The sequence below is a fragment of the Mesotoga sp. Brook.08.105.5.1 genome, assembly GCF_002752635.1.
GTDB lineage: Bacteria > Thermotogota > Thermotogae > Petrotogales > Kosmotogaceae > Mesotoga.
This window is the reverse complement of record NZ_AYTW01000017.1, coordinates 1-21,906: the sequence shown is the minus strand read 5'-3', so window position 1 is coordinate 21,906 and position 21,906 is coordinate 1. Positions and strand designations below refer to the sequence as shown.

Sequence of the window (21,906 nt, the reverse complement as noted above, 5' to 3'; positions counted from 1 at the left end):
TCACCACCTCTTTTCGACATAAACCATCTTCCGAGTCATGCCGCCATCAATAATCAGATTGGCACCCGTAATGAAAGAGGACTCATCACTTGCCAGGAAAAGGCACGCTTTCCCTATGTCCTTTGGTCTGCCTACTCTACCCACAGGATGTTTTTTATGAGCGGTCTCACTCAGACTGGAACTACTATTGGCTCCCCTGTCTGTAACGTCAATCATTCCAGGGCTGATAGCGTTTACCTTATCTTTGGTCCAAGACTAATAGCCAGTGAATGTGTAAGAGCCAGTAATCCACCTTTTGAAGCTTAGTAAGGTTCTGAGTCTTGTTCAGACATTAGTGCTCTGGTTGAGACAATGTTAACTAAACTGGGAGCTTCAGAATTCATCAGATAAGGAACACAGTACTTAGTCATCATATAAGGGCCAGTGAGATTGACTTCAAGAACCTTTTTCCAGTCTTCTATCGACCTGTCTAGAATCGTTCCAGTCCAAGCGATACTTGCATTGTTTATTAGCGTATTGATCGATCTTGTTGGCGCTGCGGCATAATCAACAGCTCTCCTAACATCTCTTCCCGAAGAGACATCTCCTTGAATGACAAATGCTGACCTCCAAGCCCTTTAATAGTCTGCACTGTGTCGTTACCGGCCAATTCGTCAATATCCATCAGGACTACAAGCGCTCCAGATTCTGTAAAGCCAAGTGCTATTGCCTTCCCGATCCCTTTAGCACCGCCGGTAATCAAGACCGCCTTGTCCGAGAACCTCAAAGAGCACCTCCTGACGCTCACTTTTTATCCCATAGCCGGCTAGATCTTGGTTAGCCTTTCAGACTGTATCATTGCACACTTTTCGATTGCTGCAAGCTTTATCTCTTGTTCTTCAAAAGCCTCTGCAATAGCATGATAATGGTTGTAAGCCATTTTCCAGTATAGTGAAGCCCTGTCGGGTTCACGTTCGGTTTTTGCGATCTTTTCGAGAGTCATTCCCTTAACAAGCCAGAGAGACACATCATCGCCTCTCAACCTTAAGCCCTTTTCAAAGATTTCAAGAGCCTTATGATGTTCTTCAAGACGGTCTCGGAGCAAAACCCCCAGTTTCCTTATATAAACAAGCTTATCTTCCGGTAGTTGGAGAATCTCTATAAGTCTTTCGTAATCCCTGGCGAGCTCCTCAAGGTCTTCTCTGCTCGCATTTCTGTTTTTGGATCTTGATTCAGAGACCGAAATTCTTTTCTTGATCAATTCAATATCATTTGATTCATCTGAGCAAATCTCGTTAACACTTTCTGGAACAGATTTATCCAGAAGCCTAATCTTTTCAAGCAGAGCTTTCTTGTCTTCAAATCGATCTATCCTTGATAGGATTTGATCAAGCCTGATAAGAAACGACGCTTCGTTTCCTTTAAAAGAATACCCACAGCCATCAAACCTTTCGACTATTCTCTCAGCGATTTCACGCAAATCCTCCTCTGAAGACGTGACGAGACCATACATTATAGAAAGTTCCAGATACAGAAGCTCATCTCTTATAGTCAGTTCACTGGAGACTACGATGCGCTTGAGAATAGCTAGCTGATCCTCTCTCGAAATCTCTCCCACTTCTGCAATCGTGTTCATGTACATCTCCTTAATCTTGGAAAGCCTCTCTCGACTTGCAGAAGCAACGGTCATTTCAATATTCTGGAGAGCAACCTCCACAAAAAAGACTCTTCGAGAAATCCTGTAGCAAGCAGTTGCCAAATCTATGGCTAGATCAGGCTCCTTGCTGAAGAAGAATCTCATAACTCTTTCCCATAGTTTCTCATCGAATTCTCCGGCAAGTCTGATCAAAGATCTGGTTGCAGCTGTTCTCATAGGTCTATCAAACTTTTTGAAGATGGCCGAGAAGTCTTCAAACGACTCATCGCTTGTGATAAGTCTTAGTCTCTCAACCGCAGCTTCAAAAGCACCTTCTATATCTCCGATTTCTACTTTCATGTTCATCAGTTCAGCGAGAAGTCTGTTCCTCTCTTCGTCCCCTTGTGATCTCTCTATTCTTCTCTCTATCTTTGACATCTTCCTATCTTTTATTCTTCGACTGATCTTCTTCAAGAACATCATATCCTCCAACAATAACTGAATAAAATCGCTTCTATAAAAGGATACCAGAAAATGAGATCCTGATAACATGAAAGATTCTCACAAAGGCTCCTCATTATGGGTATTCCGCTAACGAATTCTTTACGATGGGTTACCTATGCTACACGGAAGCAGACGAAATAGCCACATCGAGAATCAGATCAATCAAAGATCTACTCCATTCAATTCTGTAACCCCAGATCGTTCTTTGCAGATAGTAAACCCTCGCACCGCTGAACTCCGTGAAAACGTTTTTCTCGGAGGATCCAGGGATGAATATGAGGCAATAACTATCTGGATCGTCCTGCAACTCGTACAGTTCAAGAAAACTACTGTACTCAGGATCATCTTGAGTATATAGCGATCCGGACAATCCTTCTATGAACCAGTCGCCGGATCGATGCGCGTACTGGATGTAGTGACGCTGCATCAAAGGCCAATCTTTTTGGAAATCAAACACCAGACTCTTCATGTCACCCTCAAGCTCAACTATCGCCAGCTCTCTCAGGAACGCGATTTCCCTCTCATTGAGACCTGCCTTAGAACCGGCTTCCTGCTGCTGACGAATTTGAGCGGTGTAATCAAGCATAGCCCTTTCATACTGAATAAAAACTTGGCTGGGACTTCTGAAGAAATTGAAGCCCCAAATATACGATATTGCCAGAAAAGCCGTTACGACAACGAGAAAAGGTAACCAGAGTTTCAAATCAATACACCACCCGGTTTCACCGCATATTCAAAGATAACACAAGTCTCTGTAGCATAATCGCCCAGAAACAGCTCAAACTTCAAAACAGCCGGAGATGTTGTATCATTATGACTGACAAAGAACAAGAAGGGAAGCTATATGCTGTTAACTCTTAGCAAAGTGGGACATGATTATGGTCAGGACTTCCTGTTTGATGAAGTCTCAACCTCAATAGACAAGAGAGACAAGATTATCCTTCTCGGTAAGAACGGAAGCGGAAAATCCACCCTAATGAGAATCATAGCAGGAGAGCTTTCTCCAACTGAAGGAGAGGTTTTCCATTCGTCAAACGTAAAGATTGGTTATCAGATTCAGAGCAGAATTCCCGATGAGAAAATGACGCTTATGGAGTACTACCTGCAAGACAAATCAAATGTTCCTCTGGATACGGAAGAGTTTTATTCTTATGATAGAAGAGTGAGAAGCATTTTGGTAGGTTTGGAATTCTACGAAGAAGATTGGGAAAGACATTTGGAAACCTTCAGCGGAGGAGAACTCACAAGAATATCACTTGGAAAGCTCTTTCTTGTCGACCACGATATTCTCTTGCTAGACGAGCCAACTAATCATCTGGATCTTGAATCAACGGAGTGGTTGGTTGATTTCCTGAAGAGCTATAAAGGTGCGCTCCTGGTTGTCACTCACGATAGGTATCTGATAAGGAATGTTGGAAACAGATTCTGGGAGCTGAATGGAGGATCTCTCTGGGATTTCGCCGGAACATATGACAAATATCAGTCTGACAGAGAGATCATGGTTAAGAGTGGATTGAGGACACGAGAGAACCTTTCAAGAGAAATTGATAGGCTGGATGCAGTTGCAAAAAGATACAGACTTTGGGGTCAAGAGAAGTTCATAAAACAAGCAGTTAATAAGGAGAGGCAAAGAGATAGACTCAAGGATCAGCTTGAAACTATAGATCTTCCAGACGAGGAAATCAGGCCAACTAAGTTCAGACTCCCTCAGCCAGACAGAACCGGCTACTCAGTTTTGAAGATCGAAGGACTGTCGTTCGGATTTGGAAGCAAGAAACTTTTCAACGGCGCCTCTGCAGAAGTGCACAGGAGGGACAAGATTGGACTTTTGGGCCCCAATGGAAGTGGGAAGACAACCTTGCTGAGGATAATAACTGAGAATCTTGAGGAGCACGTTGGGCAAATAACTTGGGGTCATAATGTTCGCTGGGGCTACCTGTCGCAGCTTACTGAAGATCTGAACCCATCTAATGATGTGATAAGCGAGATTTGGCAATTGATGCGGGGGCAGCCGGATTACGAAGTGCGGAAGTACATTGGAAGATTCGGTTTCCCGGGCGATGATGTGTTCAAACCAGTTCCATCTTTGAGTGGAGGAGAGAGAACAAAGCTAGCACTGGCAAAACTTATTCTATCGAAACCAAACGTTCTAGTGATGGACGAGCCTACAAACAACCTAGATATCTGGTCTATTGAGAGCCTTGAAGAGGTTCTGAAAGAGTATGAGGGTTGCATAATCCTAGTGTCACATGACAGAGAATTCGTACAGAACGTATGTGATCACTTCCTGATGATAGATGGGAAGAAGTTAAAGGCGGTATCTTCTGTTGAAGAATACCTTAGAAGGAACCAGAGAAACATCGATTCTACGGGCAACGAATATGCGAGGCTAACCTTTCAGGAGCGGCGCAGACTATCCAACAAGAAAAAGTCAGTCCTTGAAAGACTTCAGCAGTTGGAAGTTGAAGAGAACGAACTATCAAGGAAGTTGGAAACGGCACAGCTAAAGATGGGCCTTTTCTCAACAGATTACGAAAAACTTCAAGACCTTTATACTGGCATAGAGAGAATTGAATCAAGACTTCTAGAAATACTCCAGGAAAGAGAAATGCTGGATGATGAACTTGACAGGCTCTCTGAAACTCTTGATGAGACCTCATAACATCAAGAACGCGATGGAAACCGCTGACAATAATATGCAAAGATCTGAGTATATCAGATATCTATGAAAACTCTTCTTGTCGACCTCTACCATCGACCTGGGATCACTGGCCCCCTTTATTATCAACCGATCTGCCTTGTACCAAAAGAGCGCGGCAGAGGCGATTGAACCGAAGAAGACCAAACTCCACATAATCGACAGTGAACTGATCAGTATGATAGATAAGGCAGTGCCAACAATCACAAACAAAGTAGCCACTGCCGGTATTCTAATAGTCTCCCAAAAAGAGTAAAGATAACCCTGTACTCTGGCTTCAGTTCTAGGATCTCGCAGAGGTGTCATGAAGATTGAGACTAGTAGTCCACCACCCGCCAAGAGAACATAAGAAAGCACAAACACCGTCTTGTTAAAACCTTCGAACACTCCCATGCTTATCACTCCAAAAAACCTGCTAGCTGGATCTTCTTGCTGAAAACAACAAACAAGTGCATCTGGAAAAGGGATACTTTTCAAGCCTGTTCTACAAAAATCATTATAGCAGATATTGGAATAACGATGATCCAGGGTTCCTTCCTACCAGCAAATCGAGAAGAAGGACTGGACAAAGGGCTCTCTTCATCGATCAAAGGTCAAACGGCTTTCCTCACTTCATTCGAGTCCGCCTCTTCACAGAGGCTCTCTATATCACAGGTTGCTCCCAGAGAAAAACTCTTAGTCTGGCCACCCTTAAGAGGCCCAAGAATCGCTGTGTAAAGCATTGACATTAGCATCACAAAGAACGGTGCCGGATCACGGATGTCCCATGAGTCGTCTCTCAGTCTCTTTCTGTTCTTGAAGAAGGCTTTCATTTTACCAAACTTTCCTTTGAACAGCACGCTGAAGAACCAGCCTATTTCCAATGCAGTTGTATAAGTGCCATTACCCACTTCTGGCGACATAATCTGCTCGGCTCTGTTCTCGGTCACCAAGTCCATATATGCCTTTACCATATCTACTCCCGAACAATATGCCACCAAGAGTCCGGGACTCATCCTCGGATTAACATCAACCAGATAATACTCGTCTCTTTCCTTATCATAGAGAAAATCCGTTGATATGAATCCCGAGTAATTGAGGTTGCCGACGATTTTCTCAACGTCTCTCAAGACCGAATCACATTCAATGGAGATCCTGCAAGTTCCTATCCCTCCGGATTCCGGATACTCTCTTACATTCTTGTAGATAACATTTCCTATCATTTTACCATTGTAGGCGAACCCAGTAGTACATATTTGTTGAGGCGGCTTCCACTCCTGAACAAGAAATCTCTTTCCATCTAGCGCTTTCGATATCTTCTCGAACTCTTTGGAAGAACTTACTCTCACTATTCCTTCGGCGGACCTTTGATTACGCGGTTTCACTATAAGCGGGAACGAACTGCCGTTAGGCTCAAATTCCCCAAGCAATGCTGTTCTAGGAACACATATTCCAAGTGACCTCGCGTAATCTGTCATAGTGAATTTGTCATGAAGAAGCTTGATGTGATCGTATGAAGGCACCAGAACTTTGACCCGACCCTCAAAAAGATGCAGGTACTTGCTTATAACAAAGCCCTCCTCAAACGTCGGGCATATCACATCTATCTTCATTTTATCTGTCTTTTCCAGAATCTCGTTGATAAATCCTTCGCTATCATCGCTGACCGATGGATAGACGAACTTCCCCTTTAAGTACCTCGAATAAAGGCCCCCACTGAACTTACTGCTATCCGCAGCAAAAACATCATGCCCATTTTTAGCCAGAAGTCTGATAGCATTGATCGCATACCACATTCTCGCGCCAGTAATTAACACCCTCAAAGTAAGAAACCTCCCGTGGACGATTAGCAAAACAAGGTAATTACAATCATACTATGCTAAGAACGTAACAATTACATTATTCAAGGTGTTTCACTAATAACGCTTCCTGAATTCTCCTGGCTCAGTACTGGCAATTTGATGAAAGACTGTGGAGTTATCGGAGACCTAAATATGTAAATTTGCACATCCATTTACATAATAAAGACGGTTTGATTTCTTTAAAAATAAGTTGTATAATCTCTTTGAGTGGTTGACGGTTAACTTCATTTATTATGTATTCACAATGAACTCGTTCACATAACAAAGTTAGCCGCAATCCGGACAACTCCTCGTTTCGTAGCAATTCCCCCTTCGATTCCTGACGCCAGTCAGGAATCCTTTTTATTTATCTCTATGATTCGAATAAGGTAAAAAGAGCCGCCTTCTGGCGGCTCCACTAACAGACAAGACTATTTTAATCTCTCAACAAGTGAATAAATCGATTCTGCTGCCTCAGCAGGCAGCTTGTCAAAACCTCCTCTTTCAATTTCTCTGGATCGAAGAAAGTTCAGTCTGTCAACCAATCTATCTCTTATCAGCTTCTTATAACTCTCGTCAGTAAGATCGGGGATGAATCCTTTAATCTTCATCGTCTCCAGTTCAGTGAACGGACCCCAGGGAACAAACTCGGCCCGCCTCTCCACTATCAACTCAAGAATCTGAAGAGTAAGGTCTTTTGGAACTTTCAGATCACGGAAGTATCCTGTGTTGAAAATGTAACAATCGATGCTTCTACTTGTGAACAGCTCGAGATAACGGTCAAAATCAGCAGAAAGGGGGTAGGTTCTGAAGGGATTAGCGTATGGTTCGATTACCAATGCATTGGGATCCACGCCTGGCGCAAGGCGTTCAGCAGAGGTTCTCTTCGTCGCAAGGGTAGCTCCCATGGTTGATGCAAGAACGGGATCAACAACTCTAACCACAGGGGGAATCGAAGGATCCTTCATTAGCCATACTATCGAATCTACCGGCTCGTCAAATCTGTCTACTCTGTTGGGTGACCATAGCTTCGACTTGATTGCACGACCATTTCCATTCCTTATATCCTCGGTCACGATGACTATTCTCCCCTCATCATCTTGAGTAGCTCCGACATTTTGAACAGATAGAAGATACTTATTGTCTTCACTGCTCAAGGGATAATCAGAGGTCTTATCGAAATACGAAGGCTCTAGCGCCACAGAGGAACCGTCTGAAGAGGAAATGACAAAAGCATCGTCATGAAGAACAGTTACATCATACTTACCGCCATGCTTGGCATGCGTTAATGTCGATTTCCCCGAACCTGAGAGTCCGAAGAACCCGACCACGAATTTTCTGTCCTGAAGATTGTATCTCTTCTGACCGCCATGGCAAGCTGCAAATCCGCGCCTGTTGGCACAACCCCAGGCAAGGGTTAGAGTACCTTTCTTGAATTCGCCAAAGTACCTCATTCCAAGAACTGCCGCGCAATTATGTTCTGGATCAAAGAACGATAGTCCCAGCGGATGATCCGGATGTTGCCATTCCGGGTCGGAGAATACGAAAATATCTCCCTCACCTTCGAATCCTTCAGAGGTCTCGTACATCCCATTATAGAATTCGTTTATTGGCTGGAAGTTCAGTAGCCAGTTATAGATAAGATTCTCGTGAGCTTCTGGAACAAGAAGATGGGCCTTGACCATGAAGTTTTCAGCTAATCCTATATAGGCCTGTGCATGATACATTTTCCTACTTCTTGTATTGTAGATTGCCTCCCGAATCTTTGCCCCGTATTCCGCTTCATCTACTCCTGGCTCCCCCAAGATTCTCCGGGCAGTAGCACACCTGCCTGTTACGGCGCCATCGTTGAAAAGCAGAACTCGCGAGTCACACTCAAGTCCGACCTTCTCGGGTTTGAAGACATGAAGATCCGTCACAATTGTACCAGGAGAGTCCTTAGCCAGTTTATAGGCTTCACTTGGGGAAGAAACCGGAATCACGTTATTCCCGTAGAAAGCAGTTTCGATCGTTACTCTAGCCATTGAAAATAGGGGGTTATTCTTTCCTATCTCACCCCTGATGAATCTGGAACTGGTTGACATTTTTCACCTCCATAGACCATGAGAAAATCGGCCGATTCCTCGGCAAAGGTATTTCCTTAGCAACAACTAGAAGGATTCGCAAAGTCCTGGTTGACTGTGCGAATCACGATTAATCTTGCATCATTGTGCATGAATGGGGTATATTGAGGAAGACTCGAACACAAAAATGATGTACAGTTATAATGGGAAAAGGTAGTCAATTATTGATCACGAGTTCCGTACCTACCGGCTTCTCTTTGAAGACAGATTACACAATTCCTGAATCGCTCATGAGAAACTCGTTGCTCTTGCTCTAGTCGCCACTCGCTTGAGCAGATCAGTGGAATTCATCTCTATGTTATCTAGCGTTTTCCGGTAGTCTCTCCATATAATTCGCACCGGTACATCGGCGAATCTGTCTTCTCACATCCGAGGGGATCCCCTCTTAATGTTATTGGTGAACCCTATGTTTCCGATTCTAATCTATCTTCAGAAGGAGCCCCTGGTACCAGAGAGTATTTTACATTCATTTCCATCCTTTTAGCGCCAGTTCTCAACTTAGGAAGTCAAGTTTGAGACTTAGAGTCAAGACTATAAGGAAGTACAGAGCTTGACAGACCGATTAGTGGAGATTGTTCCTGCCAATACTTTACTAAGACAGGTAAAGAGTTTTCGAAGAGACCATGCGGCCTGTTATTTCCTGAGAGAAAAAAAGGCATGACTTAATCCCATCTTTAGTTATCCACGACATTTCGTCCAAAACAAAGCCGCTTCTCACTGTCTTGTGGAACAATCGCTCGTTTGTTAGAAATATCAAATACTGAACACTTCTTCAACTATCCAGATTTTCTCTTCTAGAAAACACCTCTGCAATCTTCACAATTACCATAACGGCCTTTTCCATCGAGCTTACCGGGATATACTCGTATCTTCCGTGAAAATTATGACCTCCGGTGAAGATGTTCGGTGTTGGGAGACCCATGAAAGAGAGACGCGCGCCATCGGTGCCCCCTCTCACTGGTGAAATCCTTGGTCGAATTGAAAGACTCTCCATAGCTCTTTCTGCAATTTCAACAAGGAACATCTTTTCTTCGATTTTCTCTTTCATATTGTAATACGAGTCTCTTGTCTGCAAAGTCACCGTATCATCGCCGTATTTCGAATTCAAGAAGACCGCGATTTCCTTAATCATTTTCTTCTTTCGTTCGAACTTCTCCATATTGTGCTCCCTAATGATGTACTTCAGAATTGTCTCTTCCACTGAACCTTTTATACTGAGCAGATGGAAGAAGCCTTCTCTACCTTCCGTTGCCGCAGGTACTTCACTTGAAGGCAGCAGATCGTTGAACTCGCATGCTATCAGTATCGAGTTCTTCATCTTACCTTTTGCACTTCCAGGATGAATGTTCCTGCCTTTTACAACAACTTCGGTATTTGCGGCGTTGAACGTTTCGTACTGGATTTCGCCCAAAGCCCCTCCGTCAATTGTGTAAGCATAGTCTGCCCCGAATTTCTCTACATTGAAGTACTCGGTTCCCCTTCCCACTTCCTCGTCAGGAGTAAATCCTAGTCGGATTTCGCCATGCTTGATCTCTGGGTTTGAAATGAGGTACTCTATTGCGGAAAGAATCTCCGCAATTCCTGCTTTGTCGTCTGCTCCTAGCAGAGTAGTTCCGTCTGTCACGATCAGCCTTTCACCAACATACTCTTCGAGCTCAGGAAAGAGCCGGGGATCGATGAAAATATCCTTATCTTTGTTAATGACTATCTTGCCTCCTTCATAATCAACAATTGAAGGCTTGATATCTTTGCCGCTCACATCTGGGCTCGTGTCCATATGGGCTATGAATCCCAAAACCGGAAGTCCATCACCAGCATTTGACGGCAAAGTCGCCATCACGTATCCGTGGTCATCCAATGTCACTCCTTTCAGACCCATTTCCTCCATCTCCGTTTTGAGAATATGAGCAAGATCAAGCTGACTGGCAGTTGATGGAAACGAATCTGATTCAAAACTTGAGGTAGTCTCTACAGATACATACCTTAGGAACCGTTCAATCACTCTTTCCATTTCTTCTCTCCTTCCGTTGTTTAGCCTTGTTCTTATGTATTAGTACTTCGATAAGCTCTCTAGGTCTTGCCGCAAGTCGATTAGCTAACACTGCAGCCGAATTAAAAACCATTCCCGACACAGAGACCACCTTTCTCGTCTTGACTCCCTTCAAGAAAATCAAAGAGACGCTTCAGAACAAAAGTAACGAAGAACAGGATCTGGATGCCGAAAAACCTGTGTCCGCCAACCATCCAAGTGAACCTGTTCAGATATGCAGCGAAAAATCCTCCCACCAGGGAGCCAACAAGAGCCGAGGCACCGTTGGTGAATGAAAGCAAAGCATAGTAAGACTGGGCATCAACCCCGCTAAGCAAGTCGAGCCTTGTGGTGAATAAACAGAGGTTTATGGCGCTCCATGAAGCGGTCCCGATAAAAGCGTCAATATACAACAGATAGACCGTCCCGTTGTCCATAAACAACCACAGGATTGTCCTGAGGAAAGCCCCAAGAACCCCGAACTCAAGGACCTCCTGATTCCCGATTTTGTCAGCGATCTTTCCCCACAACAAGTAAAACAGTATTGTTAGGAGTGAACTGAAGACACTCAGTATACTAAGAAATGAGTAATCCAGTTTCATGTTGACTAGCTCATGATAAGCGAAAAAGGGCGAGGTAATAGCTATTGAGAAGCTCCAGAAGGAGTAGAATCTCAAATACGGCTTGAACCTTATGTCTTTAGTGACGGCCCTGAACAAACCTCGACCATGACTTATTTCGTGGGGAGGATCGTTATGAAACCCCAAGAGCACGAGGCTGACTAATGCACTTGCCACTCCAAAAGCAGTGATCAGAATGAAACCCATTCTTCCGGGCACCGAATCAAGGATAAAGGCGTAGAACAACGTTATAAACATATTCGTGAAAGTGAATATCACGTTTCTCATGCTCAAGAATCTAGCAGCACCTTTTAACGGCGCCACATCTCTTATAATCGAAACCCAATAGTTTCCGGTAAGACTCGCCGCAAGCGAGAAGAAGGCAAGAATAGTCAGCAGAAGTGACTGCCTGTTTATTCCAAGAGCAAGCGCGATAGGGATAAAAGCCGTAGACAGCCTGCTTGCGAAAGCGCAGATCATCATCGCCCGCTTTCGGCTCTTGACAATTCTCAAGAAGGATGGAGCCAGCAGCTGAATGAACTGGGAAACCGAAGGAAGAACGCCAATCAAGGCTATCGCCGGTTCAGATGCCCCAAATTCGAGTGCAAGCCCTGTACCAAGAAAACCCTGAGTTATCAAGAAGAACCCATTGTATATTGCACCCTCAAAAACCGAGAGAATCCTAGTCTGCCGATTCTTATCCAATCAATACATCTCCGGACGACGTAGAGTAATACAAACAGTGCTACTGCTTATTATCGCAATTTACTGGCAAAACAACTACAAGAGAGATCACTTTGTCTACTAGAAAATCTTTGGAAGACACGCGAAGATGCCTATTAACTAAATGTTTACAAACTAAAAGCCGATAATTCCACTCTACTATCTTGACAAACCCGATCAATTTGGGTACAATTAATTCAAACAGATAAGAACCCTTGCAACCTCAAAAGCTCAACCGGTCATTAAAAAAGACAAAGCACCTAAAAGTTATATGCAAGTCCGCATTACCCCCCATATTGTTGAATGGACGTGCATGTTGAAACCCCCTGGAATATCCCGACTTTTAAGCCGCCAATTGGCGGCTTTCTTTTTTACTACTCAATAATCGCTGCAACACCTATGAGACCAGGGCCTGTATGACACACAAGAGACTGAGAAATTTGACCTGTTATCACATCATCTATTCCTGCAGCCTTAATCTCTTCTATTACCATTCGAAAGAATTCCATTGTCTTTTCACTCTTATCTGAAGTATATGCGGCAATGTTCAGAAGCCTCTTGCCTTCAATGAAGTTCAAGAGATTCTTCACAGAAGCTCTGACGGCTCTCTTCATGCCTCTCTCTTTTGAAACACTGTGATAGACTCCATCTTCTCCAACGGTTATTACGGGTTTCAGGTCAAGAATATCACCTATAGTTGCAGTAACTTTTCCTATTCGTCCTCCAGCCTTTAGAAACTTCAGAACAGGTATGCAGAAAAAAACCTTAGATTTCTTTACAGAAGCGTGAATTTCGCTCACAACCTTTTCAAAGGCAATACCACTCTTAATCATATCTATCCCCTTCATAGCGAGCAGCCCCGAGCCAATCGAAATATTCTTTGAGTCGACTACCTCGACCTTCACATCGGAGTGCTTTTCGGAGAAGTCTCTGACAAAAGTCTTCACTTGACCAAGCGTTCCGCTCAGACCGCTGGATATTCCAATATAAAGCATCTCCTTGAATCCCTTTTCATAAAGGCTGTCAAAAGCCTCACCGATTTCCGACGGTCTTGGAAGAGATGTCTTGGGAAACTTATCTTCCATATAGTGAAGCAGATCGGGTGTGGATATGTCGATGTTGTCTCTGTACTCCTTACCATCCAGAATTATCTTCAAAGGTACAACTCTAACGTTATCTCTTGCTTTCATCTGTTCAGGAAGATCACAACCTGAATCGACAATAACTCCAATCATCTGGCAAACCCCCTGTCATACAAGCTAATTACATACCTCTCTTTAAGACCGGCGTCTAGATTGCTGCGTTCACAGTTCGAAGAGTTAAACGTTGAAACGACCGTTTCTAAGTCAGTTATGTCTACCAAAATCTGATTCACAAAGACCGAAGGAAATCCCTGTAATAGTTGAAACTCTTCTTTGGAACTCGTTTCAGATCGTTTTTGAAGTCCACGTATACCAAACCAAACCTCTTGGAGTAACCTCGTGCCCATTCGAAATTGTCCATCATAGTCCAGACAAAAAAGCCCCTAAGATCCACTCCTCCCTTGATCGCGTTAAGAGCAGCTGAAAAGTGCTTTCTAAGGTAATCAATTCTCGGGCCATCGTCAACGTTGCCATCAACCAAAGCATCTTTGCTTGCGATACCGTTCTCAGTAACATAGATCGGTTTCCTTCCGTATTCTTTGAAGACCTTGAATAGAAAACCTTCTAGACCTTCTGGGTAGATCTCCCATCCCATCTCGGTCTTCGGGAGGTCTCCCTGAACAACTTCGCTGCCAAGCACGCTTGATTCTTGGCTTCTAACAAGGTTTCTTGTATAGTAATTCACACCCCAAAAGTCGAACGGCGTGGATATTAGTTCCATATCTTCATCTTCGATAGTTGGGCTCACTCCTGCAATCTCGAACCTTGAGAAGAGTTCGGAAGGATACTCGCCAGTGATTGGGGTTTCAAAGAACCACCCGTTTACGAATTGATCATAGAGTCTTGCCGCTCGAAGATCAGCTCCGGAATCGCTAGCAGGCTCAACAAAAGCAGATACATTGGTTAGACCAATCATGCCGTCTCTTACTTCCTCCCTAAAACGCTTCACCGCTTCACCATGAGAAAGCAAAAGGTTGTGAGCAACGGAAAGTGAAATCCTCAAATCTCTCTTTCCGGGTGCGTGTTCCCCCCAGAGGTAACTGACGTGGGATGAGCAATACGGTTCGTTCAAAGTTATCCAGAGCTTCACCCTGTCACCGAATTTGCTGAACATACTGCTGGAATAATCGCCAAAGTAATGCCTTATTTCTCGGGACTCCCATCCCTTAAATCTTTTCTGCAGTTTAAGAGGGAGATCCCAGTGGTATAGAGTAACAACAGGCCGAATACTCCTCTTAAGAAGTTCATCAATCAGTCTATCGTAGAAATCGATTCCCATCTGGTTTATCTGTCCTCTGCCTTCAGGAAACACTCTTGGCCAGGATATGGAAAATCGGTAGGAGTTCACTCCGAGCCTAGTCATAAGCTCAATGTCTTCCAAGTACCTGTGGTAGTGATCGCAGGCAATATCGCCATTTTCCCCGGAATCTATTCGTCCAGGTTCATGGGTGAAATCCGACCATATCGAAGGCCCTTTACCTTCTTGCAGGTCTGCGCCCTCAATCTGATAAGAAGCCGTTGCAACACCCCAAAGAAAGTCCTCAGGAAAACTTGCTCGCAAAGAGATCCCCTCCTAGCCAACTTCTCACTTTACAAATCCTACCACATTACTCATTCCAACATGTAGAATCAGAGGTCGGTAAGAACCAGGAAATCTGTCCCATCTGATCAAAAGCCTTCGGCTTGTATTAGTATTGATAAAGAAAGCAGTTCCGAATTTGCCGGTTCTTGATTTCTCCATGCTAGGAGTTGAATTCATTTCTGGGAGGCAGCATTGATGAATCTACTGTCGAATTTCGTTATTCCCGCGCAAAACTTGATAATGTTTGCTATTGGCGGAGTTCTGATCTATCTAGCGATAAAGAAAGAATACGAGCCGATGTTGCTTCTTCCAATCGGTTTCGGAGCAATACTCACAAACATTCCGGGATCATCGGCTATTGGAGAACATGGAGTGCTAACTATCCTATACGAAGCTGGAATTGCAAATGAGCTCTTTCCTGCCTTGATCTTCATCGGGATCGGAGCGATGATCGATTTCGGACCTCTTCTTCAAAAACCGGTCATGTTTTTCTATGGAGCGGCTGCCCAATTGGGGATCTTTCTGACGATAATTGTGGCTGCTCTGCTTGGATTTGATATAAGAGAAGCGATCGCTATCGGGATAATCGGGACCGCGGATGGTCCGACATCAATCTATGTCGCAAGCAGATTGGCCATTCACATGCTTGGGCCGATCTCAGTCGCCGCGTATTCCTATATGGCTCTTGTTCCGGTAGTTCAACCACCCATTATTAAGCTGCTTACTACCAAGGAAGAGAGAAGAATAAGAATGGATAATAGAACCGAAAAAGTCCCCAAGTACGTTAAGATCCTCTTCCCGATTCTTGTTACGCTTCTTGCCGGTATCATCGCCCCTGTAAGTGTAGCTCTGATCGGAATGCTCATGTTTGGGAATCTGATAAGAGAATCGGGAGTTCTGAACAAGTTGAGTAATGCTGCTCAGAACGAGCTCTCAAACATCATCACTTTGTTTCTTGGAATCGCCATCGGTTCTACTATGACGGCCAGCGCATTCCTGAACTCCAGAACACTGTTGATTCTTCTAATGGGATTAGTTGCTTTCGTACTTGACACTATGGGTGGAATCATTTTCGCAAAGGTTTTCAACCTATTTAGAAAACAGAAGATTAACCCTATGATTGGCGCAGCAGGAATATCGGCTTTTCCTATGTCGGCAAGGGTTGTGCATAAGATGGGACTCGAAGAAGACCCAAACAACTTCTTAATAATGTACGCAACAGGCGCGAACGTAGCCGGGCAGATCGGCTCCGTTCTAGCCGGCAGCATAGTTTTGGCGATCTTTTTAAGATGAAAGGAGCATAGACAATGAGTGAAGCAGTCTCTAGGAGCATCGCGATTTTTCTTGAAGGTTATCCTACGATATTTGTCGCTACGATTGCCTTCTTCATAATGATAAAATTGCTAATGAAGTCTACCTCAAGAAGGAATGAGAAATAGGTCGCTGCTGCACGTTTCTTTTATCAATAGACCTCGCCTGGAGACTTCAAAAAGCACGAAAAGGAGAGTTGCCATGATTGATGGAAAAAACGGCACTTACCCTGTGCTTTCCGAAATCCTTAGAAAATACGATACTTCCTTCGACAGAATAGAGAATTTCGTCAACTCGAAGCAGGGCTTTTTCTTCATTTTCAGTTCAAAAAGGGTCGAAGGAAGTAGAGGTCCTTACTACGACTGCATTGTCGGAGACTCCAGAAACAGAATCGATGCAAAGGCATGGATAAGTGAACAGGGCTGTTTGGAACCTGTGATAGGTAATGTGGGCCTTGCTGACTATCTTATGGATGATAGATACGGGTTGAGTATTAAAATAAGAAGGCTGTTCTCGGTAGATGAGATGGAAAACTACAGTTCCGGTTCGATTTCACAGTTACTTCCGGTTGTCGAAGATCCTGAGAGAATCGTATCGGAAGTACGCGAACTCATCGAATCTGTCAAAGACGACTATCTGAAGGCCCTTGCAGAAAAGCTTATTTCAGAGGACGGGCCTTGCCCAGACTTCTTTGAAGCGCCGGCAGCCAAAATGTATCATCACGCCAGAATAGGAGGACTTGCGGAACACAGCCTTTCGGTAGTCAAGTACGCACTTGCTCTGACTGAGGTTTCTGGATCAAGAGCAAATATCGACAGGGACCTCATAATCACCGGGGGACTCTTCCACGATATTGGAAAGACAATATCATATACCACAGAATCATTCGAATTCGACTACTCAGATGAGGGTTACCTTGAGGAACACATAGCGATCGGCGCAAGAATCATTGAGATTGAGATTTCAAAGATCAAGGGTTTTCCTGAAGAAAAAAGAAAGACACTGATCCACATAGTTCTGAGTCATCATGGGGAACTGCAGTTCGGTTCTCCCGTTACTCCAAAGACCCGCGAAGCAATTCTCATATGGCTTTGTGACAATCTCGATTCGAAGCTTGATAGCTTCGAGACTAACGCTTCCACAGCTTCAAAGGGAAGCAAATGGACTGCTTTTTCAAAGATGTTTCAAAGCAGACTATACTTAGGTGAACGAGAGAACGAAAAGGAGTCTGAATTCTGATAAATCAGGCTTCAGCCTAGATAGATTGTATTAACAACTGATCGTTGTCTTTTTCCGTATCCACATACAATCAAACTGCGAAAGGGTGATTTGATGAAGAATTTTATCCTAGTGTTTCTCCTGGTCTTTGCTTCTATAATTCTCGTTGGCGGGGAGTTAACGCTTTTCTTTGGAAATCCTCATTCTCACACTTCTTATTCTGATGGCACTGGATTCCCTGAAGAAGCGTATTCGTATGCAAAGGGTGTACCCAATCTTGACTTTCTTGCTATAACTGATCATGCTTATTACTTCGTTCAGGACCTCCCCGACGGAAGAGATAAGCTGGCAGCGACTATAGAGGCGGCCCGGCAAGCATCATCTGCCGATTTCCTGGCACTTGCCGGATTCGAGTGGACGGCTACTGGAACCGGACACATCAACGTCTACGGCACCAGCGATTGGACTGATAGAGTCAAGTCTGATCTATGGCATTTGTACGACTGGATTATCGAACGTAACGCAGTTGGGCAGTTCAACCACCCGGTGAGAGTCTTCGGAGACAACTTCAAAGATTTTCAGTACTCTCCGGAAGCAGATCTCTATATGAACCTTATAGAAGTAGGAAACGGAAACTGGTGGGAAAACGATACAATTGTAGACGAGATGTTCGAAGCTTACCTTCAGGCACTTGGCAAGGGTTGGCATCTCGGAGCAACTCTTGGTCAAGACAACCACAAACCTAACTGGGGAGGAGCAAACGATTCCAGAACAGCCGTATATGCACGCGAGCTGACGGAAGAAGCGATTTTAGAGGCATTCATCAATCGAAGGACCTACGCGACTGAAGACAAGGACATCTTGATTCACTTCTCGACCGAAGAAGCCTTCATGGGAGATATCGTGTATGATACAGATCAAGTTAATTTGTGTATCTCCATAAAGGATACAGCAGACGATCCGCTGGAAATAGTTAGGATTTATTCTCTGGAAGGATTATTTGCAGAGTTTCTGGTTGACGGCAATGAATGTGTTCTTGAGCTCGCCGTTGATATAAGAACGGGTTTCCAGTACTTCTTCATATACGCAAGGGGAAAAGACGGTGAGGAAGCGGTATCTTCACCAATCTGGATTCAGAGGTCTCACCCGATCCATCTTCACAACCCGAGCGCTTATCCTGAGAGCGTGAAGCCGAGAGAGAGCGTTACGCTTTCCTTTCAGCTCTCCAATGTTGAGCAAGGAGAGGCTTCTTCATTGTTGCAGATTACCAATTCCCGCGGAGAGATACACAGCGAAATCGTCACACTCCAAGGATTTGAATCCAAAATAATTAACTTAAGAAGGGAAGTACAGGAATACGATGGAGAGTTATCATTCTTTCTCGACTCAATTCTATATTCAGTTTTGAAACTCAATATCAGGAGCGCATCTTCATTGAACATTCTACTGGATAGGAGTCACGTCAACTTCGCCAGTAACGAACGAACCAAGTTGCAGACGTCACTCGAAGATATGGGTCATAAGCTTCTTGCTGCCGATAGGATTTTCAAGGCAGGAGAGCTCGATACTATAAACGTTCTTCTCCTCCCTCTACCAGGTGCAGGTGGAAGTTTTGAGCGACTGAAGATGCTCATGCCGCAACAGGCACTGATCATTAAAGAGTTTGTCGAAGATGGGGGGACACTAATAATTACCGGAACTGGTGAAGAGATCAGTGAGGAGGTTTTGTCCACATACAACATGCTATTGGAAGATATGGGTATTGCATGCAGCTATGAAGGACGCATAACCGAAGAAGTAAGAGAGATTGATGGAGTCTTCTTTGATGGGCTGTCTCGGTTGGTCGGAGAATCAGGAAGATACCCCCTGGGTCGAGGCGAGGTAATTTTACTTCCTGGCGACCCCTTTACAGACGATGTTATTGATAGTAATGGAGAGCTGATTGATCTGCTGTTCAAATAACAGAAGGGCGGGACGTCTAATGCTCAGCTGCAGCGAGCTATTTGGCTCACTTTGCTCTCGGTCGTACCGCTTATTCCGTTATCCTCCTAATTCAGAAATCTTAGGCAGAACTAGAATTATTTACCTCATGACAAAACAAGGTCATTAAAGTTAAAATACGCTTTAGAGAATCTTTGACTTTGAAGTTGAGAATACTTACTTGTTGTGCTATAACTTGCCAGCAAAAAATAGCTTATGGAAGGAGGTATATTTTGATGTTAATTAGATTCAGAGTTCAGGCAACCGTTTTCCTCAACCGGATTTTCGGTGATGCCGCGCTATGCCACGCCTTCTTCCGTCGTTTGGGGTATAAGATCGTATAACGAGAAGGAATAATGAAGGACCGTGGCGAGTAAGAGCCACGGTCTTTTTTTCTTGACTATCGGAGGTAATCAAATGTCATGGGAAATTGCGGTCATTGAGTTAGCAGGATTTTACGGAGAAGCAAATGGATGCAAGAACGAAGAGAGGAGAGCCCGTCATTAGTTACAGCCAGCCTCTCCCGCCGGAAACAGAACAGGTTCTCCGAAAGGCCAAGGGGGTAAATATGTCAACAGTAATCGTTCCGCTAAGAAAGAAAAGAAGTGACGATTTCGGGGCCCTTCCGCCATTCATACACAAAACGGAAAGTCTTGATAACCTTCCGAAGTAAACAGATAACAGGAGGAAACCCAACTATGAGGAGAATACGAGGCTCAAAGAGTGCTTTTATCGATGGTTTGGTTGAAAAGCAGAAAGTTGAAATGGAAAGCAAATTCAGCAGACCTCATTATCTTTGAGGAGGTGAAAAAAGTGGCAGACGCTTTGCTTGCCAATAGTATCGTAAAGACTTTCAAGAAGAACAAGAAGGAAGTCAAAGCGTTGAAAGGAGTTAGTTTAAGAATAAAGGAAGGAGAGATCTATGGTCTTCTCGGTCCAAACGGCTCAGGAAAATCTACCTTTATAAGGATTGCCTCCACACTCTTGATACCTGACAGGGGGGCATATCGATTTTTCGATATGACTCAGTGAATAACTCTGCGGCGGTTCAAAGAGTGATAAACAGGGTATCCGTCGAGGCCAGTTTTTTCGGAAAACTGTCGGCTGTCGAAAACCTCTGTTTCGCGGCAGGACTTTATGGAATACCAAAACGAGAAGCCTTGAGGAAGATCAACTCTCTCGCAGAGAGGTTTGGTCTGGATCTGAAGAGACTGAAAGATCCTCTCGAAGACTTTTCGAGAGGCATGCAGCAAAAGGTAGCCATAGTTAGAGCTCTCATGACTGAAGCGAGAATGCTCTTGCTCGACGAACCAAAAACAGAACTCGATCCAAGAGCAAAAAGAGATGTACAGAGCCTAATAAAAGATGTAAAAGAGACTATGAACACGACGATGCTTCTGACAACACACAACATGGACGAAGCAGAGAAGCTCTGCGACTATGTGGCCATAATCCATCTCGGAAGAATTGTAGCTTCCGGAAGACCATTGGAGCTTAAGAAGCAGTTGCTCGGAAGGATTGAGAACCCGAGCTTCGAAGATGCCCTTCTCGAGTTCACCGATGTGAGCATGGAGGAAGCAGAGTATCAGGAGGTAGAGTCGACATGAGTTCGCAGTCAACTGCTCGAGAGCTCCGAGCCTCTTGGGCCTTCATTGAACGGAACTTCAACTTCACAAAGAGGTACTGGAAATGGGAAGTCGTATTCTTCGCTTATACTATCGCAAACTCTGTGACTATGGGGTTCATTGGTAAGGGTGTCGAATCGTTTTCCGGAGCAAAACTTGATACTAGTTACTTGATCCTCTACATGTTGCTCGGATCGATACTCTGGGGCTATCTCTCTATTCTCTTTGAGATAGTGGCCGAAACCGCTGCCTGAAAGAGGTGGGAAGAGACGATAGAGATACATTCATGGCACCTGTTAGAAGGGCATCCCATCTGCTGAGTACTTGTGGCTATGCCTTTCTTTATGGAATACTGAGAAGCGGACTGATATTGATCGTAGTTTCGATATTCTTTGATCTGAACCAGGGTAGAGCTAACTTCTTTTCGGCAGCCGGGATTCTTGCAGTATCGAGCTTCTCATTTGTAGGACTGGGAATAGTTGCTGCAGTACTGCCCCTGATTTCACCTGAGAAGGGAGTTCAGGTAGTGCACATCTTTCAGGCTTTGCTCCTCATGTTTTCGGGGGTGTATTACGAAATAGATGTACTACCGTTGTGGATGCAGCTGGTTGGTAAACTATCCCCTGCAACTTATGCACTCAGGGGAATGCGAGCATCAATACTCGAAGGTAGAGACATGCCAGAAATGAAGTGAGACCGATGTTCCACTGGACACCGAGAAGGATAAAGGGTCATTTCGTTGTATGTTTCCTTGCATTCTTGGTGCAAAGAGAGCTTGAGTTCAGAATGAGAAAGAAAGGAATACACACTTCAACCCAGGAGATACAACGAGCGATAAACTAACTCAAAGTGATGAAGTTCAGCCATGGTGAGCAAAGTTACTACATGAAAGCCAAATAAGTACAACTAGATTGGA

20 protein-coding genes and 1 pseudogene are annotated in these 21,906 nt (G+C 44.3%); 10 read left to right on the top strand and 11 right to left on the bottom strand.

The genetic code is table 11. From position 1 onward, the window contains the following. Positions 1-216, bottom strand: coding sequence for an SDR family oxidoreductase (locus tag V512_RS15370; RefSeq protein WP_099829861.1), 216 nt, complete (start codon positions 214-216; stop codon positions 1-3). Between V512_RS15370 and V512_RS14700 the strand changes: the two genes are divergently transcribed. Further along, a complete protein-coding gene (locus tag V512_RS14700; protein WP_207759747.1) occupies positions 157-306 on the top strand; it encodes a hypothetical protein in 150 nt (49 codons plus the stop codon). The genes V512_RS15370 and V512_RS14700 overlap by 60 nt on opposite strands. On the opposite strand, the pseudogene V512_RS15365 reads toward V512_RS14700, so the two are convergent. The 3 genes and pseudogenes from V512_RS15365 to V512_RS07635 all read right to left on the bottom strand — a co-directional run bounded on the left by V512_RS15365 (position 303) and on the right by V512_RS07635 (position 2,822). Continuing rightward, positions 303-787 (bottom strand): annotated as a pseudogene (locus tag V512_RS15365) (SDR family NAD(P)-dependent oxidoreductase). The gene V512_RS14700 and the pseudogene V512_RS15365 overlap by 4 nt on opposite strands. Before the next feature lie 18 nt (positions 788-805). Next, entirely contained in the window at positions 806-2,095 is a 1,290-nt protein-coding gene (locus V512_RS07640) for a hypothetical protein (protein ID WP_099829858.1), read from the bottom strand. 142 nt (positions 2,096-2,237) lie between these two features. Then, complete coding sequence (locus V512_RS07635; RefSeq protein WP_099829857.1) at positions 2,238-2,822, bottom strand: hypothetical protein; 585 nt, start codon at positions 2,820-2,822, stop codon at positions 2,238-2,240. A 141-nt stretch (positions 2,823-2,963) separates the two neighbouring features. On the opposite strand from V512_RS07635, the gene abc-f reads away from it, so the two are divergent. Beyond that, positions 2,964-4,781: a ribosomal protection-like ABC-F family protein gene (gene abc-f / locus V512_RS07630; RefSeq protein WP_099829856.1), complete on the top strand. Its 1,818-nt coding sequence runs from the start codon at positions 2,964-2,966 to the stop codon at positions 4,779-4,781. Here the strand turns inward: abc-f and V512_RS07625 are convergent. From V512_RS07625 to V512_RS07595, 7 genes are all read right to left on the bottom strand, one after another. Next, positions 4,776-5,210, bottom strand: coding sequence for a hypothetical protein (locus tag V512_RS07625; RefSeq protein ID WP_099829855.1), 435 nt, complete (start codon positions 5,208-5,210; stop codon positions 4,776-4,778). The genes abc-f and V512_RS07625 overlap by 6 nt on opposite strands. A 200-nt stretch (positions 5,211-5,410) precedes the next feature. After that, a complete protein-coding gene (locus V512_RS07620) occupies positions 5,411-6,613 on the bottom strand; it encodes an ATP-utilizing protein (protein WP_243392328.1) in 1,203 nt (400 codons plus the stop codon). 455 nt (positions 6,614-7,068) lie between these two features. Further along, on the bottom strand, positions 7,069-8,721 hold the full coding sequence (locus V512_RS07615; protein WP_099829853.1) for a phosphoenolpyruvate carboxykinase (ATP): 1,653 nt from the start codon (positions 8,719-8,721) through the stop codon (positions 7,069-7,071). Positions 8,722-9,532: 811 nt separating this feature from the next. Beyond that, on the bottom strand, positions 9,533-10,771 hold the full coding sequence (pepT, locus tag V512_RS07610; protein WP_099829852.1) for a peptidase T: 1,239 nt from the start codon (positions 10,769-10,771) through the stop codon (positions 9,533-9,535). A gap of 101 nt (positions 10,772-10,872) precedes the next feature. Next, complete coding sequence (locus V512_RS07605) at positions 10,873-12,114, bottom strand: MFS transporter (protein WP_243392317.1); 1,242 nt, start codon at positions 12,112-12,114, stop codon at positions 10,873-10,875. Positions 12,115-12,506: 392 nt separating this feature from the next. After that, positions 12,507-13,367, bottom strand: a complete 861-nt coding sequence (locus V512_RS07600) for a DegV family protein (RefSeq protein ID WP_099829851.1) — start codon at positions 13,365-13,367, stop codon at positions 12,507-12,509. Positions 13,368-13,503: 136 nt separating this feature from the next. After that, positions 13,504-14,835, bottom strand: coding sequence for a GH1 family beta-glucosidase (locus V512_RS07595; protein ID WP_099829850.1), 1,332 nt, complete (start codon positions 14,833-14,835; stop codon positions 13,504-13,506). Positions 14,836-15,051: 216 nt separating this feature from the next. Here V512_RS07595 and V512_RS07590 point away from each other — a divergent pair, with 216 nt between their 5' ends. The 8 genes from V512_RS07590 to V512_RS15015 all read left to right on the top strand — a co-directional run bounded on the left by V512_RS07590 (position 15,052) and on the right by V512_RS15015 (position 21,684). After that, entirely contained in the window at positions 15,052-16,149 is a 1,098-nt protein-coding gene (locus V512_RS07590; protein ID WP_099829849.1) for a sodium ion-translocating decarboxylase subunit beta, read from the top strand. 14 nt (positions 16,150-16,163) lie between these two features. Further along, positions 16,164-16,295: a hypothetical protein gene (locus V512_RS15295; RefSeq protein ID WP_258001940.1), complete on the top strand. Its 132-nt coding sequence runs from the start codon at positions 16,164-16,166 to the stop codon at positions 16,293-16,295. Positions 16,296-16,368: 73 nt separating this feature from the next. Continuing rightward, positions 16,369-17,406: an HD domain-containing protein gene (locus V512_RS07585; protein WP_099829848.1), complete on the top strand. Its 1,038-nt coding sequence runs from the start codon at positions 16,369-16,371 to the stop codon at positions 17,404-17,406. Between the two features lie 93 nt (positions 17,407-17,499). Next, a complete protein-coding gene (locus V512_RS07580; RefSeq protein WP_099829847.1) occupies positions 17,500-19,347 on the top strand; it encodes a CehA/McbA family metallohydrolase in 1,848 nt (615 codons plus the stop codon). Positions 19,348-20,178: 831 nt separating this feature from the next. Further along, positions 20,179-20,397: an ATP-binding cassette domain-containing protein gene (locus V512_RS15290; RefSeq protein ID WP_279300415.1), complete on the top strand. Its 219-nt coding sequence runs from the start codon at positions 20,179-20,181 to the stop codon at positions 20,395-20,397. Positions 20,398-20,420: 23 nt separating this feature from the next. After that, the gene (locus V512_RS07570; RefSeq protein ID WP_279300414.1) at positions 20,421-20,972 is read left to right on the top strand and encodes an ABC transporter ATP-binding protein; all 552 of its coding nucleotides are present in this window, start codon (positions 20,421-20,423) and stop codon (positions 20,970-20,972) included. After that, the gene (locus V512_RS15020; RefSeq protein ID WP_243392316.1) at positions 20,969-21,244 is read left to right on the top strand and encodes a hypothetical protein; all 276 of its coding nucleotides are present in this window, start codon (positions 20,969-20,971) and stop codon (positions 21,242-21,244) included. The genes V512_RS07570 and V512_RS15020 overlap by 4 nt, the downstream gene beginning before the upstream one ends. Before the next feature lie 32 nt (positions 21,245-21,276). After that, positions 21,277-21,684, top strand: coding sequence for an ABC transporter permease (locus tag V512_RS15015; protein ID WP_243392315.1), 408 nt, complete (start codon positions 21,277-21,279; stop codon positions 21,682-21,684). Positions 21,685-21,906: the final 222 nt, after the last annotated feature.

What these genes read in the sequence shown, in the direction of transcription:
- V512_RS07580 (WP_099829847.1), top strand. Translation starts at nt 17,500, where the DNA reads ATGAAGAATTTTATCCTAGTGTTTCTCCTGGTCTTTGCTTCTATAATT.
- abc-f (WP_099829856.1), top strand. Translation starts at nt 2,964, where the DNA reads ATGCTGTTAACTCTTAGCAAAGTGGGACATGATTATGGTCAGGACTTC.
- V512_RS15370 (WP_099829861.1), bottom strand. Translation starts at nt 216, where the DNA reads ATGATTGACGTTACAGACAGGGGAGCCAATAGTAGTTCCAGTCTGAGT.
- V512_RS07615 (WP_099829853.1), bottom strand. Translation starts at nt 8,721, where the DNA reads ATGTCAACCAGTTCCAGATTCATCAGGGGTGAGATAGGAAAGAATAAC.
- V512_RS15015 (WP_243392315.1), top strand. Translation starts at nt 21,277, where the DNA reads ATGGCACCTGTTAGAAGGGCATCCCATCTGCTGAGTACTTGTGGCTAT.
- V512_RS14700 (WP_207759747.1), top strand. Translation starts at nt 157, where the DNA reads ATGAGCGGTCTCACTCAGACTGGAACTACTATTGGCTCCCCTGTCTGT.
- V512_RS15295 (WP_258001940.1), top strand. Translation starts at nt 16,164, where the DNA reads ATGAGTGAAGCAGTCTCTAGGAGCATCGCGATTTTTCTTGAAGGTTAT.
- V512_RS07625 (WP_099829855.1), bottom strand. Translation starts at nt 5,210, where the DNA reads ATGGGAGTGTTCGAAGGTTTTAACAAGACGGTGTTTGTGCTTTCTTAT.
- V512_RS07585 (WP_099829848.1), top strand. Translation starts at nt 16,369, where the DNA reads ATGATTGATGGAAAAAACGGCACTTACCCTGTGCTTTCCGAAATCCTT.
- V512_RS15020 (WP_243392316.1), top strand. Translation starts at nt 20,969, where the DNA reads ATGAGTTCGCAGTCAACTGCTCGAGAGCTCCGAGCCTCTTGGGCCTTC.
- V512_RS07590 (WP_099829849.1), top strand. Translation starts at nt 15,052, where the DNA reads ATGAATCTACTGTCGAATTTCGTTATTCCCGCGCAAAACTTGATAATG.
- V512_RS07600 (WP_099829851.1), bottom strand. Translation starts at nt 13,367, where the DNA reads ATGATTGGAGTTATTGTCGATTCAGGTTGTGATCTTCCTGAACAGATG.
- V512_RS07640 (WP_099829858.1), bottom strand. Translation starts at nt 2,095, where the DNA reads ATGTTCTTGAAGAAGATCAGTCGAAGAATAAAAGATAGGAAGATGTCA.
- pepT (WP_099829852.1), bottom strand. Translation starts at nt 10,771, where the DNA reads ATGGAAAGAGTGATTGAACGGTTCCTAAGGTATGTATCTGTAGAGACT.